Genomic DNA, 14,891 nt, shown 5'->3' with positions numbered 1-14,891 from the left:
TAACGGAAGTAAGCGCGGTGCTTGCAGATTCAAGCACGGACGGGTGTGGTCATGATGCTGAGTGTCGACTTGCCGGCACAGGGGCTAGCTCGCGTGCAGGACGTCCAGGAATTCGAGGCCGTAGCGTTCTAGCTTTTGCGCACCCACGCCGGAGATATGGGCCATCTCCGCCAGCGTGGCCGGCTTGGCATCAAGCATGGCCTTGAGTGTGGCATCACTGAAAATCAGATAAGCCGGTACGGCCTGCGCATCGGCCAGCGCGCGCCGCTTGCTGCGCAGGGCCTGCCACAGCGCGTCGTCCGCGGGTGCAATATCGAGGCTGGCCGCTGAGCGTTTCTGCCCTCGTTCCGCGCGCTCACGCTTCTTCTCGGGCAAGCCACGCAGTTGCACGCTGAGTTCACCGCGGAGCAGTGGTCGTGCCAGATCCGTGAGCTGCAGGCCGCCGAATTCGGGTTCAGTCTGCAGATAGCCGCCCGCCAGCAGTTGGCGTAGTACGGAGCGCCAGGCGGCTTCGGGCATGTCCTTGCCGATTCCGAAGGTGCTGACCTGATCGTGCAGATGCATTTCCACCTTGTCGGTGCGCTTGCCCAGCAGCACGTCAATGATGTGGCCCGCACCAAATCGCTGACCGGTACGGAACACGCAGCTCAGCGCTTTGCGTGCGGCTTCGGTGGCATCCCAGGTTTTGGGTGGGCTCAGGCAGTTATCGCAATTACCGCAGGGTGCCGAGGTCTCGCCAAAGTAGGCCAGTATCGTCTGTCGCCGGCAGGCCACGGTTTCGGCCAGCCCCAGCATGGCACTGAGCTTCTGTCGTTCCACCTGCTTTTGCGCCTCGGGGGCCTGACCGTTCTCGATCATCTCCTTGAGCTGCATTACGTCGTTCAGACCATAAGCCAGCCAGGCATTGGACGGCAGGCCATCGCGGCCCGCGCGGCCGGTTTCCTGGTAGTAGCCTTCCAGACTTTTGGGCAGATCGATATGCGCCACAAAGCGGACATCGGGTTTGTCGATACCCATGCCGAAGGCAATGGTGGCCACCATCACGATGCCGTCTTCGCGCAAAAAACGGGTCTGATTACGTGCCCGTACGTCGCTGCTCAGGCCAGCGTGATAGGGCAGGGCGGTGATGCCGTTGTCGCAGAGGAACTGGGCGGTATCTTCAACGCGCTTGCGGCTCAGGCAGTAAACGATACCCACATCGCCATCGTGCTCGCGCTCAATGAAGTCGAGCAGCTGCTTGCGTGCGTTGTCTTTCTCGACAATCCGGTAGCGAATGTTCGGCCGGTCAAAACTGGAAACGAACTCGGCCGCATTTTCGAGCGCCAAGCGCTTGACGATCTCGGCGCGCGTCAGCGCATCGGCAGTGGCCGTCAGTGCGATGCGCGGCACCGTCGGGAAGCGCTCATGCAGGACGGACAAGCCTATGTATTCAGGCCGGAAATCATGCCCCCACTGGCTCACGCAGTGCGCCTCATCAATCGCAAACAGCGACACCGGGCCGCTTTCCATCAAACCCATGAAGCGCGGTGTAAGTAGTCGCTCGGGGGCTACATACAGCAGCTTGAGCGAACCGGACATGAATCGACGCTCTACGTCGCGCGTCTCGTCGAGGGTCTGGGTGGAGTTGAGGAAGGCGGCATCAATGCCGAGTTGGTGCAAGCCCTCGACCTGATCCTGCATCAGCGCGATCAGCGGTGACACAACGACAGCGCAGCCGTCACGCATCAGGGCGGGGATCTGGTAACACAGCGACTTGCCGCCCCCTGTGGGCATCAGCACCAGCGCATCACCACCATTGGCAACGTGGCTGACGATGTCGGCTTGGCGACCACGGAATTGTTCGTAGCCGAAGATGGATTGGAGAAGCTGGAGAGCGTTGGGTGGGGGCACCGGGTTACATCTTTACCAAGAAGCGGTCGGCAAACATTATACCCTCGGTGCTGGCAGGCCCGGATCACCAGTCAGATTGAGCAGTACGCGGCTTCGTTACGATCACCGTTTGGATTAAGCTCGCGGACCTTTTAATACTTTCTGGTCGAGAAGCACTTATGTGCAGCACCCTTCGTGGATGTTTACTGTTGCTCTGCTTGATGACACAAGCCATCGCGGCCAGCGCCGATACGCTTGATCTCGGCAAGCTTGCGCAAAGCAGCCAATGGCGGCGACTCCTGCACATGCCACTCTCTCATGGAGAGAGCGACATTCTGTCCCCGGACTACTTTCTTTCTCCTCTGGGCCGCGCGAATGCGGAGGCCGAGTTACGCGCAACACTTGAGGCGTACCAGCAGCCATGGCCGGATAATCCCAACCTCCACCCGCGCTGTCGATTTCCGGCCCGATATCAATGGCTTGCCCGCCACATTGCATTGCCGGATTACCAGCGTATCGAACCCCGATGTACGCGCCTCAATCAGTGGAGTCGGCTGGACCAGATTCGCTCTGTGAGTTTGTTGCTGGTAAGTGGCTATTTTGGCAATCCGGCCTCGACCTTTGGTCATGCCTTGCTAAGGTTTAACGCTTCGCCGTATGAGGGCAGTGCAGGTCTGCTGGATACCAGTCTGAATTTCGGTGCCGTAGTCCCCGAAGGTGAGGGCATGTTGCCCTATGTGTTCAAGGGGCTGACCGGGGGCTATCGTGCTGGTTTTGCCGATAAGGACTACTACGCTTATGACCTGGTCTATGGCCACAATGAATTCCGGGACATGTGGGAATACGAGTTGGTCTTGCCTGCCGAGCAACAAGACAGGCTGGTCTTGCACGCATGGGAACTCATGGGCCGTGAGTTCACCTATTACTTTTTGACCCGAAACTGCGCCCTACGGCTGGCCGAATTGCTGGAAGTGGCAACCGACAGCGAGATTTCGCCGGAGCCCGACGGTTGGTACGTGCCCGTTGAGTTGTTCATCGATCTGCAGCGACATGAGCAGGCGAGCGCTGCAGGCATGGTTCGTAATGTCCGGTATCTGCCGTCCAATGAGAAAGTGCTGAACGCGCAATTTTCGGTGCTGTCGTCAGAAGCGAAAACTACGGTAAGGAAGATTCTGGCGCAGCCTGAGCCGGAAGCCGGTTTGGAAGACATTCCGCCTGATAGCGCCGAGCAGATTCTCGATGTCCTGACCGCTTACTACAGCTACCGGACAGCCGCAGCCGGCGGTGTGCTGGACGCGGCCGTACGTGTGGCCAAAGACAGGGTTCTGCTGAAGCGTCTGCAGTTGCCGCCGCGCACCTCTTTGCCTGCCATGCCGCCGCCGCGTTCCTCTCCAGCCGACGCCAGCCCACCTATGCAACTAGGGTTGGCCGTACAAACCCGGCATCGTGATCCAGCTACCACGGTGATCCGCTGGTCTCCCTTTGCTTATGACCATATAGGCTTCAACGGCATTGAGCCTGATGAGATGGTGTTGCTGGACACAGCCATTAAGATCGGCGGGAAGCAAAGAGCTGCGATCTCTGCCGTGGATGTGTTTCGCGTACGAAAAACAGTGCTGGACCGCGATGTGCTTACGGACACCAGCCCTTGGTCATGGCGCGTAGCACTTGGCTACCGGGATCGGGATACGGCTTTTGCCGGGAATGGCGCTTGGCAATTGAGAGGCGGCGCAGGACTCTCTTGGCGAATGTGGCGAAACAGTTATGCCTACGCGCTGACTGAGGCATCTGTCAGTTCAGGTCGGGCGCCGATCGCCCTGCACCCTGCGCTGGGTATCGTCATTCAGGATCCACGATTCAAACTGGGGTTGGAAGCCGGCCGGCGCGTAGGCTCAGATACCGAAACCAGTCATGCCGAATGGGCGGTTCGCTTCTCCAGACGGATCTCGCGTGACTGGGAGGTACGGTTCGAGCTAGAGAAACATGTTCATGAGTCAGCGCTTCTCAGTGTGCTTTTCCATCACTGACAAGCATGCAAAGCCTGCGGGGCACGGCATATCGACGCATTGTTTCAGTCTTTCTACATTCCTGAAATTACCGAGTTCGGATATATTCCGTGCGCCCGTCAGGGGACAGGCAGGAGTCCGATGACTCTTATAAAAGTTCTCAGGAGAGGAAAAAATGAAAACCAATACTTTGGTTGCTTCGTTGTTCGCCGGTGCTGTTTTTGCGGTTGCCGCACCTGCACAGGCCGCTGGTCGTGATTTCGGCGCAATCTATACCGATTGCGGTCTTGGTGGTCTGATGGCGCCCAACACAGCTTGGGCCGCAGTCATCACCAATATCACTTGGGACTGGGGTACTACGGCCATTTCTTCGGAACTGAGCACTGCAGAGAGCTGCAAGGGCGGCAAGAAGGAAAAGACTGCCGCTTTCATCCTGCAGTCGTACGCCGAACTTGAGAAGGATCTGGCCCAAGGTCAGGGCGCCCATCTGAATGCACTGGTTGCACTGTCCGGCTGCCAGGAAAGCGTTCGCGCAGATCTGATCAAGGGTGTACGTGCTGATCTGGCAACCCGTGTTGCAGCCCCGGAATACAGCAACCAGACTCGTGCTCAACAGGCTGAAGGCCTCTATAACGCGGTTCAGAACCGCGTTGAGGGTGACCTTGCCTCAAGCTGCAACGCCAATGTCGGCTAAGTAGCGTCGATGCAATGAAATGAGAAGGCCCGCGAGTGCGGGCCTTCTCATTTCTGGTATGGGCTGGCCCATCAATCCATTCAGGCTGTGATTTCCAGCAGTGCCGCGCCTTCCCGTACCTGTTCACCCTGCTTGAAGAACACCTCGGCAACCTTGCCAGCGTGCGGTGCAAGGATGGTGTGTTCCATCTTCATGGCTTCCAGAATCATCAGCGGCGTGCCCTTTTCCACGACATCGCCGGTGGCGACATGCACGGCCACCACGGTGCCCGGCATCGGTGCTGTCAGGCCACCACCTTGGTCGGCGGCTTCAAGGCCGGCGAGCAGCGGGTTGAACGGGGTCAGCGTGGTATTGCGGCCGTCGCGGATCAGCGTGAGTTGGTCGGCGTGGCGTACCACGCTGGCGCTGAGACGGTGCCCGGCAATCGTGGCGTTGATGCGGTGATGGCTGATCTGGCCGCTGGCGTCCAAGGTTTGCAGGGTGCCGCTTGCATCGGTGATTTCGAGCGAATATCCACCCTCTCGGTAGTGCGCCATGACGGCGTGTTCAGTGTCGCCAATCCGGAAATGCAGCGCGTGACGGTTGTCCTGGTTCAGGCGCCAGCCATCGCTGCTCCACCATGGCGAGTCGGCGTCGTTGGAGCGCTGGCGTTGCAGCGTGCTTTGTTGCTCGGCGTAGGCCAGTTCGGCCAGTGCGGCAAGGGCTAGCGTTTCGGTATCGACGGCGCTGGCCGCAGGAATCAGTGCATCGCGGTGGCGGCCGATGAAGCCGGTATCGAGTTCTTGTGCGCGGAAGGCCGGGTGGCGCGCGAGTTCGCCGAGGAAGTCGAGGTTGGTATTGAGGCCGACGACTTCGTATTCCGTCAGTGCCTGGGCCAGACGGTCGAGCGCGCGGTCGCGGTTTTCATCCCAGACGATCAGCTTGGCGATCATCGGGTCGTACCAGGGCGAAATCTCGTCGCCGGCTTCCACGCCGGTATCCACACGCACATGGCGCGATTCGGCGGGTTGCTGCAAATGGATCAGCGAGCCGATCTGCGGCAGGAAATCGCGTGCCGGGTCCTCGGCGTACACACGCGCTTCAAACGCATGGCCGTGGATGCGCAGTTCGTGCTGCTTGAGCGGCAAGGGCTCGCCACTGGCGACGCGCAACTGCCATTCGACCAGATCGAGGCCGGTAATCATCTCGGTCACCGGGTGTTCCACTTGCAGGCGCGTGTTCATTTCCATGAAGTAGAACGCGCCAGTGAGCACATCGAAGATGAACTCGACGGTGCCGGCACCCACATAGCCCACGGCCTTGGCGGCGCGCACGGCGGCCTCGCCGATCTGCTTGCGCGTTGCCTCGTCCAGCCCCGGTGCAGGGGCTTCTTCGAGCACCTTTTGATGGCGGCGTTGCACCGAGCAATCGCGCTCGAACAGGTAGACGGTTTCGCCCATCTGATCGGCAAATACCTGGATTTCAATATGGCGCGGCTTGGTCAGGTACTTTTCGACCAGTACCTTGTCGTCGCCAAAGCTGGCGGCGGCTTCACGCTTGGCCGAAGCCAGCTGGCTGGCGAAGTCGCTGGAGGATTCGACGATCTTCATGCCCTTGCCGCCACCACCTGCGCTGGCTTTGATCAGCACCGGGTAGCCCATGGCATCGGCCTGGGCTTTGAGGAAGTCGGCATCCTGATTGTCGCCGTGGTAACCGGGCACCAGCGGCACGCCGGCGCTTTCCATCAGCGTCTTGGCGGCCGATTTGGAACCCATGGCGGCAATCGCGCTGGACGGCGGGCCGATGAAGGCGATGCCGGCTGCGACGCAGGCGTCGGCAAAGGCTTCGTTCTCGCTGAGAAATCCGTAGCCAGGGTGTACGGCCTGCGCACCGGTGCGGCGGGCAATATCCAGAATCAGGTCGGCCTTCAGGTACGACTCGCGTGGAGCGGGCGGGCCAAGACGGATGGCTTCGTCGGCCAGCTTCACGTGCCGTGCGTTGGCATCGGCGTCGGAATAGACAGCAACGGTCTTGATGCCGAGCTTGCGGGCGGTGGCGATGACGCGGCAGGCGATTTCACCGCGGTTGGCGACGAGGATCTTGTTGAACATGTGGTCTGGCTCAGGTTCTGGGCTGATGAAGTACCCCTGGATAAGGGGCTGAAAAGGTAGTGACGGACTGATAGGTCCAGGCACCACGCGTCACAAGCAGTGCACGGATCAGTGCCGGACCCAGTTGGGCGGGCGCTTTTCCAGGAAGGCGGTCAGGCCTTCCTGGCCCTCCCGGCTGACCCGCTGACGGGCAATGCGCTCGGCGCAGTGCTGGTTCAGCTCGCTGCAGATGGGACGATCGGCTACCTCGAAGACCAGTCGCTTGGCCTCACGCATGGATTCGGGACCGTTGATCAGCAACTGGGCTGCCCAGCTTCGGGCCAGCGGTAGCACCTCGTCGCGTGGGGCGATGTCGTGGACCAAGCCGATGCGCTGAGCGGTCTGCACATCAAAGCGCTCGGCCGAGACAAAGTAGCGGCGCGCATGGCTGGCGCCAATCTTGCGCACCACATAGGGCGAGATCACGGCAGGAATCAGACCGAGTTTGACCTCGGTGAGTGCGAACAAGGCTTCGGGGGCGGCAAACACCATGTCGCAGCAGGCAACCAGGCCCACGCCGCCACCATAGGCCGGGCCTTGCACGGCAGCGACCGTGGGTTTGCTCAGGGTGTCGAGTGTATGCATCAGCTTGGCGAGCTTCTGGGCATCGGCCAGGTTCTCGGCTTCGGAGTAACTGGCCATGCGCTTCATCCAGCCCAGGTCGGCACCGGCCGAGAAGCTCTTGCCAGCGGCCGCCAGCACGACTACGCGCACTGCCGGGTCCGCATCGAGGCGTTCGAGTTCACGCGTCAGGTCGACAATCAGGGTGTCGTCGAAAGCGTTATGTCGTTCGGCATTGGCCAGGGTAAGTGTGGCGATGCCCGTGGTGCTGGTTTCTGTGTGCAGTAGTGTGCTCATGATCTGTCTCCGGGTGGGGTCAAGACACGTTCAGCAGGTTGGACGGGGAGTACTGGTCGGTCAGGACGCGGGTATCTGCAGGCCAGTCCCGTTGGGTCTGGAAGCGTTCCAGCAGCCAGTCCGAATCAATCTTCATGCGCCAGAAGGCATCTTCAAACTGGCGCGCGTTGCGCTCGATTTCTGATCGCTTGGGCAGGCCACCCAAGCGAGTGAGTACGACCCGGCTGGCATTCTTGATGTTGTAGAACTCGCCAAACACGGCGGCGTAAGTGGCGGATTCGTATTTGTAGAGCTTGCTGCTGGAGAAGGTATTGGATGCCAGCACGGCACCCGGCGCCATCAGCGACTTCACTTCCTGCAGGAATTCGCGGGTCAGCATGTGTTCGGGGATGTAGTCGTGATCAAACGCATCCAGCATCACCAGATCGTACTTCCGCCCTGCTCGCGCCTGCCGTTTGACAAAGACGCGGCCATCTTCCTCGAAGACCTGCAGCTTGGCATCTGGCGTCAGGCCGAAGAAGCGGACGGCGATCTTGCTGACTGCCGGGTCGATTTCCACGGCGTCGATCCTGGCATCGGGCAGTAGCTTGCGCAGCGTCATCGGCAGCGTGCCACCACCGAGGCCGACGATGAGGATGTTCTTGGGCGCGGGCTGCAGGTACAGCGCGCTCATCATCATGCGGGTGTATTCGAACACCAGTTCCTCTGGGCGTCTGAGCACATAGCAGGTCTGACGGCTACCGTTGGCGCGGCCAAAGCGCATGCAGCGCGTACCGTTTTCTTCATAAACGATGATGTTGCGATACAGCGATTTCTCGGTGTGCAGCACCTTCTGAGAGGCTTGGGCTGGCAGCGTCAGCAAGGTCAGTCCCGCCAGCAGGATAAGGCGTTCAAGCATGACCCGCCTCCTTGTCGTGCACCACCTCACCGAAGGGCAGGGCGGCAATGCCCAGCAATACCGATACCGCAATCAGGCCCAGATAGATCTGCGTGAGCTCGAACCACAGCACCAGGTAGAACGAGGTCATCAGCGTGCCGGCCGCACTGCCGAAGGTGGACACGAAATACAGCCGCCCGGCCGACTTGCCGCTCTGAGCCAGCTGGCGCACCAACAAGCGGATCGCATAGGGCGACACCATGCCCGAGATGACGGTGGGCACGAAGAACAGCGCGGTCGATGCGGCCAGCGTGCCGTAGCGCGGGTCGGCGATATGGTCGAACAGCCAGTTGAGGATAGGGTCGCCCAATGCCACCACCGGCAGCGTGGAGAGGCCGGCGACGATGAGGATGACGCCCAACCGGCGCAGACTGGGACGTTGCAGGCTGAACTGGCCGCCGAGCAGATAGCCCAGCGACAGCGCCAGCATGAACACGGTGATGATGCCGCCCCACACATAGATGCTGTTGCCGAATGTGGGCGCAATGAGTCGGCCGGACAGCAGCTCGACGGCCATCACGTAAAAGCCCGACCAGCCGGCCAGCAGGAACACCAGCGCCTGGCGTAGCTTGGGATGCTTGAGGGGATGCGCCTGGGCAAGGCGCATGAACTCCGATTCAGCGTGCATGGGTCAAATTACATCCGGAATACGCCGAACTTGGTTTCGGCGATGGGTTGGTTGAGGCTGGCCGACAGTGCCAGGCCCAACACGCGACGGGTGTCGCGCGGGTCGATGATACCGTCGTCCCAGAGGCGGCTGGTGGCGTAGTAAGGATGGCTCTGCGCTTCGAACTGGTCGCGCAGCGGCTTCTTGATCGCTTCGCGCTCTTCGTCGCTCAGTTGCTGGCCTTTTTTGGCCAGGGCTTCCTCGCGCACCTGGGCCAGCACACCGGCGGCCTGCTCGCCACCCATCACGGCAATGCGTGCGTTGGGCCACATGAACATGAAGTTCGGATCGTAGGCACGGCCGCACATGCCGTAGTTACCGGCGCCGTAGCTGCCGCCGACCACCACGGTGAACTTGGGCACCTTGCTGGTGGCCACGGCGGTGACCATCTTGGCGCCGTGCTTGGCAATGCCTTCGGCCTCGTACTTGCGGCCGACCATGAAGCCGGTGATGTTCTGCAGGAAGATCAGCGGAATGCCGCGCTGGCTGCACAGTTCGATGAAGTGCGCACCCTTCTGTGCCGATTCGCTGAACAGCACGCCGTTGTTGGCAATGATGCCGACCGGGTAGCCGTAGATATGCGCAAAGCCGGTGACCAGCGTGGCGCCGTAGGTTTCCTTGAACTCATCGAAGGCCGAATCGTCGACGATGCGGGCAATGACCTGGCGGATGTCGAAGGGCTTTTTCAGATCAGCGCCGACGATGCCGTACAGCTCGCTGGCGTCATAACGCGGTGCGACGACCGGTTTGGTCTGGATCGTCATTGCTTTGCGCCAGTTGAGGTTGGCGACAATGCGGCGAACCGTGTCGAGCGCGTGGGCATCGTTGTGGGCGTAGTAATCGGCCACGCCGCTGATCTTGGCGTGCACATCGGCACCGCCCAGCTCTTCGGCGGTCACTACCTCACCGGTCGCGGCCTTCACCAGCGGGGGGCCGGCCAGGAAGATCGTGCCCTGGCCTTTGACGATGACCGAGTAATCGCTCATCGCCGGCACATAGGCACCACCGGCCGTGCACGAACCGAGCACCGCGGCAATCTGCGGCACGCCCTGGGCGCTGAGGTTGGCCTGGTTGTAGAAAATGCGGCCGAAGTGATCGCGATCGGGGAAGACTTCGTCCTGATTGGGCAGGTTGGCGCCACCGCTATCGACCAGCGCAATGCAGGGCAGGCCGTTCTTCATGGCGATTTCCTGCGCGCGCAGGTGCTTCTTTACCGTGATCGGGTAGTAGGTGCCGCCTTTTACGGTGGCATCGTTGGCGATGATCATGCATTCCACGCCCGACACGCGGCCGATGCCGGCAATCAGCCCTGCACTGGGTACTTGATCGTCGTACTGACCAATGGCGGCGAGCTGGCCGATTTCGAGGAAGGGCGAGCCCACATCGAGCAACTGTGCGACGCGATCACGCGGCAGCAGCTTGCCGCGCGCGGTGTGGCGTTGGCGGGCGACTTCACCGCCGCCAGCCTCGACCTTGGCGGCCTGGGTGCGCAGATCATCAACCAGCGCCTGCATGGCGGCCTGGTTGATCTGGAATTGCTCGGACTTGGGGTTGATCGTGTTTGGGAGGATGTTCATCGCTGATATCGACGCTTAATTAGTAAGTAGCCCCTCCCCTTGTGGGAGAGGGGTTGGGGTGCCCGACCGGTGGCAGGCTTTGCCTGCCGGGACCCGTGGGACAGCACCGATGAGGGAGCGTCGCCTGTTCAGGGCGTTAGCGATTGATGCCACCACCGCTCCCTCACCCCGGCCCTCTCCCCACGCACCGTCCAACGTGGACTCCGCCAGTGGGAGAGGGAGTAATGCCTCAACCCGCTGTCATATGCTCAGGCAAAGTGGGGGCCGATTCTGCCGGCGAGAACACCACCAGCACATCAATCGCGGCATGCACGGCCGTAAAGCGTGGTGCAACGCGCTTAGGGATATGGACCACGCTGCCGGCGCTGACTTCGACCGTGTCATCGCCCACCTGCAAGGTGGCGGCACCGGCCATCACGTAGAACAGCACGTCTTCGGCATGCGCACCTTGGGGGTCGGGATTGCCGGGTTCGAGGTGATACAGCCCGGCGCTCATATCGGCCACGCGCAGGAATTCACGGTAGGGGGAGCCGATGGTCTGGCGATCTTGCTTCAGGCTGTCGAGCTGGAAAATCTGCATCGTGTGTCTCCGGGTGTTCTTGTGTGCTGCGTTATCGTTGATCTGTGTAGAGCGCGATGGAAGTCGCGCTTATGCGGCATCGGCTTTGCGGAAACTGTAAGCCCGCTCCACCTTGGCGACGCGGGTTTCATAAGCCGCGTACCAGTCCTTGCGCCCACGCTCGCGTGCCAAGGTGTGTTCGGCATCGCGCTTCCAGTGGGCAATGGCTTCCTCGCTGGCCCAGTACGACACGGTAATACCCAGGCCGTCTACACCTCGCGCCGATTCCACGCCCAGAAAGCCCGGTTGGCCTGCGGCCAGTTCCACCATGCGCGTTGCCGCATCACCGTAACCATCGTTGTTATCGGTACGCAGCGAAGTAAAGATCACGGCGTAATAGGGCGCAGGTGGCGTTGTTGCGAACATCAGAGCAGGGCCGTATCGAAGACCATGAGGATTTCCTCGATATCGGGATTGCCCGGCATCAGGCGACGGTGATCGAGGGCGATGAAACCCAGATTCTCGTAGAAACGCTGGGCGGGTTCATTGGTTTCCACGACCCAGGCGTTGATGCGTTCCACACCTTGCTCGGCGAGCCAGCGGTTGGCCGTATCTACCAGCCGTGCGCCGGCGCCACCACGCCGGAAGGCGGGGTCGACCCACATATTGCAGATATAGGCGTGATCGCGTCGGCCGCCTTCCAGATAGGCCCCGGCCATGCCGACAGGCTTGCCCGCGCGGTAGAGCACAAAGGTGGCCGAGTGCTCGCTTTCGGCATAGCGGCGGACATGGTCTTCCCAGTAGGTCATGGGGCGTTCGCTGACCTGGGCCAGGCGGCGACCGAAGGCATCGGGTGCATCTTGCAGACCGGAAAGTCGCAGGCCGCGCAGTACATCGGCCTGGTCTGACTTGATCCGCTGGATTTGCTCTTGCATTGATCTGTTCTCTTTCTTCCCGCTGATATTGATCAGCTGGTATCGCTTCACCCGGCCGAGCCGGGTGCTTGGGTGCTGTGGCGGCTCAAGCACCCAGGAGGGTGAAATAAGCGCAGCGCATTGCACCGTGTCATTGCCATTGAACCACTGCTGCCGGTGCAATGCGGCTATGCCTTATTGCGCCCTACGCGATACGACACGCGCTCTCACATTTCGCTGCCAATCGCCCGGCCGATCACGATGCGCTGGATGTCGCTGGTGCCTTCGTAGATCTGGCAGACGCGCACATCGCGGTAGATGCGCTCGACCGGGAAGTCGGTAAGGTAACCATAGCCGCCGTGAATCTGGATCGCATCCGAACACACGCGTTCGGCCATCTCGCTGGCGAACAGCTTGGCCATGCTCGCCTCCTTGAGGCAGGGCTTGCCCGCGTCCTTGAGGCTGGCGGCGTGCCAGATCAATTGGCGGGCGGCCTCCAGCTGTGTGGCCATGTCGGCGAGGCGAAAGTTCACTGCCTGATGCTCGAAAATCGGCTTGCCGAAGCTGATGCGGTCCTTGCTGTAACGCAGCGCGCACTCGTAGGCCGAACGTGCCATGCCCAGTGCCTGCGCGGCAATGCCGATGCGACCGGATTCGAGGCTCGATAGCGCGACCTTGTAGCCTTCGCCTTCAGCCCCCAGCAGGTCGGCAGCGGGAATTCGGCAGTTGTCGAACACGATGGCGCAGGTATCCGATGCGGCCTGCCCCAGTTTCTTTTCGACATGCGCGACGGTGTAGCCCGGTGTCTCGGTGGGTACGATGAAGGCGCTGAGGCCTTTCTTGCCAGCGGCCGGATCGGTGACGGCAATCACGATGGATAGCTGGCTGTTCTTGCCGTTGGTGATGAATTGCTTTGCGCCGTTGAGTACCCAGTGATCGCCATCGCGTACCGCGCGGGTCTTTATGGCGCTGGCATCTGAACCGACATGCGGTTCGGTGAGGCAAAAACTGCCCAACCAGGCGCCGGAGGCGAGCTGCTTGAGGTAGCGATCCTTCTGCGCATCGGTACCGAAGGCGAGAATTGGCCCGCAGCCGACGGAGTTGTGGACGGACACGATGGTCGAGAACGCGCCATCGCCAGCGGCGAGTTCCTCAATGGCAATCGCGGCGGCCAGGTAATCGAGCCCCGCGCCGTTGTAGTCGGCAGGTACAGTCAGGCCCAGCAAGCCCAGTTCGGCGGCCTCGGCCAGCTCGTCGTGCGGAAACGCGTAGGTTTCGTCGCGCAGGCCGGCGGTAGGCCAGAGGCGCTCGCGTGCGAAGGCACGCACGCTGTCGAGGATCATCTGGTGTTCGTCGCTGAGGATCATGGATTGAATCTCGTTCGGGTGTGCTGGGGCACGGACTGGTAGGTATCGGTGTGCAGGCTAGGCAGCGGCAGCGCTATCGCGCGTGGCTACCCAGATGGCGTTTTCCAGGCTCATGACCAGATCGCCACGCTGGTTGAAGGTACGCCACGCGAGCTGCACCACGCCAAAGCCGGGCTTGGAGCGTGAGTGTTTGCGGCCCATCACGTCGAATTCGGCGGTCAGGATGTCGCCCGGTTTGACCGGTTGATGCCACATCATTTTGTCGATCTGCAAGCCGACCAAGCCATTCGCAATGGTGTTCAGCTCGCTCGCCGCCAGCATGCGCATGCTGTAGGCGGCGGTTTGCCAGCCACTGGCGACCAGACCACCGAATACGCTGGCTTCACCTGCTGCGGCATCCAGGTGGAAGGGTTGCGGGTCGTAACGCAAGGCAAAGTCATGGACTTCGGTGGCATCAACGGACACCGGGCCGGCCTTGAATACGCGGCCGGGGGTCAGGTCTTCAAAATACAGGGTCATGGCTTGCCTGAGGTTGGGGTAGGCAGGGCCCGATAGCGCTGCAGCAGCTTGTCGAAAGCGCCCTGCTGTTTGAGTTGCTGGATGGCGGTGTTGACTTTGTCCATGGGCAGGGCGCTGGCTTTGGGCACAGCGCAATGCGTGGGCGTGGTGCTGACCGTCAGTGTGGACAAGCCGAGTGCCCGGCCGCCCGTGCGCGTCCGCAAGTAATGACTGTGCTGCAGATCGGAGCTGACGACGCCATCCACCAGTCCATGTTCCAGCAGTCGGAAGTTGGACTGGGGATCGCGCTCGTAGACCGGCTTGATCTGGCCAGACTGGATCAACGGATCCAGCGCGGGATAGTGGAAGCCATGGATCAGGCCGATCCGCATGCCGCGCAGGTCGTTCACCGATTGCGTCTGGGCTGCCCGTTGTGCATCCAGCAGGACTTTTTCAACCTGCGGCATGATCTCGGTGCTCCATTGCAATCTGGCGCTCAGACTGGTCCACGCGGGATTGGAGAAGCAGACCATGTCAGCCTCGCCCTTGGCCAGTGCCAGATCAATACGCTTGCGCGAGAGCACTTCGTACTGCGGCGTGTCGTGCATCTGATGAACGATCAGGTCCGATATTTCCTTGATCAACCCGCCGCTGGGTTCATGCCGGGCCGCAAACTCCATCAAGGGGGGGGAATCGCACTCACACAGGACAATACGCACCTCTGCCGCTACCGTGGCAGCGGTCAGGCAGCCTAGCAGGCTTAGGCGGAGCGCATTGTGCATGGGCGATTCCTGGTGGGTTCGGGTGCGGGTGGTA

Annotated in this window: 14 protein-coding genes; 2 read left to right on the top strand and 12 right to left on the bottom strand. The window is 61.2% G+C overall.

Translation table 11 applies throughout. The features are described from left to right. Window positions 1-84: 84 nt before the first annotated feature. Window positions 85-1,890, bottom strand: coding sequence for a DNA helicase RecQ (gene recQ / locus O9X62_RS09535; protein ID WP_269532587.1), 1,806 nt, complete (start codon window positions 1,888-1,890; stop codon window positions 85-87). 200 nt (window positions 1,891-2,090) lie between these two features. Here recQ and O9X62_RS09530 point away from each other — a divergent pair, with 200 nt between their 5' ends. After that, window positions 2,091-3,896: a DUF4105 domain-containing protein gene (locus O9X62_RS09530; protein WP_269532585.1), complete on the top strand. Its 1,806-nt coding sequence runs from the start codon at window positions 2,091-2,093 to the stop codon at window positions 3,894-3,896. A gap of 154 nt (window positions 3,897-4,050) precedes the next feature. Next, the gene (locus tag O9X62_RS09525; protein ID WP_269532584.1) at window positions 4,051-4,569 is read left to right on the top strand and encodes a DUF3015 family protein; all 519 of its coding nucleotides are present in this window, start codon (window positions 4,051-4,053) and stop codon (window positions 4,567-4,569) included. Between the two features lie 80 nt (window positions 4,570-4,649). Here O9X62_RS09525 and O9X62_RS09520 read toward each other — a convergent pair whose 3' ends face one another. The 11 genes from O9X62_RS09520 to O9X62_RS09470 form a co-directional block, all read right to left on the bottom strand. Continuing rightward, on the bottom strand, window positions 4,650-6,659 hold the full coding sequence (locus O9X62_RS09520) for an acetyl/propionyl/methylcrotonyl-CoA carboxylase subunit alpha (RefSeq protein ID WP_269532583.1): 2,010 nt from the start codon (window positions 6,657-6,659) through the stop codon (window positions 4,650-4,652). Window positions 6,660-6,767: 108 nt separating this feature from the next. Then, the gene (locus O9X62_RS09515) at window positions 6,768-7,556 is read right to left on the bottom strand and encodes an enoyl-CoA hydratase-related protein (protein WP_269532582.1); all 789 of its coding nucleotides are present in this window, start codon (window positions 7,554-7,556) and stop codon (window positions 6,768-6,770) included. Between the two features lie 19 nt (window positions 7,557-7,575). Continuing rightward, a complete protein-coding gene (locus O9X62_RS09510) occupies window positions 7,576-8,454 on the bottom strand; it encodes a spermidine synthase (protein WP_269532581.1) in 879 nt (292 codons plus the stop codon). Continuing rightward, a complete protein-coding gene (locus O9X62_RS09505) occupies window positions 8,447-9,121 on the bottom strand; it encodes a fused MFS/spermidine synthase (protein ID WP_269532580.1) in 675 nt (224 codons plus the stop codon). The genes O9X62_RS09510 and O9X62_RS09505 overlap by 8 nt, the downstream gene beginning before the upstream one ends. 8 nt (window positions 9,122-9,129) lie before the next feature. Continuing rightward, complete coding sequence (locus O9X62_RS09500; RefSeq protein WP_269532579.1) at window positions 9,130-10,737, bottom strand: carboxyl transferase domain-containing protein; 1,608 nt, start codon at window positions 10,735-10,737, stop codon at window positions 9,130-9,132. Between the two features lie 229 nt (window positions 10,738-10,966). Beyond that, window positions 10,967-11,317 (bottom strand): cupin domain-containing protein, encoded by a 351-nt coding sequence (locus tag O9X62_RS09495; protein ID WP_269532578.1) that lies wholly within the window; start codon window positions 11,315-11,317, stop codon window positions 10,967-10,969. A gap of 69 nt (window positions 11,318-11,386) precedes the next feature. Continuing rightward, window positions 11,387-11,722 (bottom strand): antibiotic biosynthesis monooxygenase, encoded by a 336-nt coding sequence (locus O9X62_RS09490; protein WP_269532577.1) that lies wholly within the window; start codon window positions 11,720-11,722, stop codon window positions 11,387-11,389. Continuing rightward, entirely contained in the window at window positions 11,722-12,231 is a 510-nt protein-coding gene (locus O9X62_RS09485; RefSeq protein WP_269532576.1) for a GNAT family N-acetyltransferase, read from the bottom strand. Before O9X62_RS09485 ends, O9X62_RS09490 begins: the two co-directional genes overlap by 1 nt. A gap of 206 nt (window positions 12,232-12,437) precedes the next feature. After that, entirely contained in the window at window positions 12,438-13,577 is a 1,140-nt protein-coding gene (locus tag O9X62_RS09480) for an acyl-CoA dehydrogenase family protein (protein ID WP_269532575.1), read from the bottom strand. 57 nt (window positions 13,578-13,634) lie between these two features. Then, window positions 13,635-14,096: a MaoC family dehydratase gene (locus O9X62_RS09475; protein WP_269532574.1), complete on the bottom strand. Its 462-nt coding sequence runs from the start codon at window positions 14,094-14,096 to the stop codon at window positions 13,635-13,637. Continuing rightward, window positions 14,093-14,857 carry an ABC transporter substrate-binding protein gene (locus O9X62_RS09470; protein WP_269532573.1) on the bottom strand — a complete coding sequence of 255 codons (765 nt, stop codon included), beginning with the start codon at window positions 14,855-14,857 and terminating at the stop codon, window positions 14,093-14,095. Before O9X62_RS09470 ends, O9X62_RS09475 begins: the two co-directional genes overlap by 4 nt. Window positions 14,858-14,891 lie beyond the last annotated feature (34 nt).

The organism is Chitinimonas sp. BJYL2 (assembly GCF_027257935.1).
Lineage (GTDB): Bacteria > Pseudomonadota > Gammaproteobacteria > Burkholderiales > Chitinimonadaceae > Chitinimonas.
The sequence above is the reverse complement of the archived record's forward strand: the minus strand, read 5'-3'. Positions and strand labels throughout refer to the sequence as shown.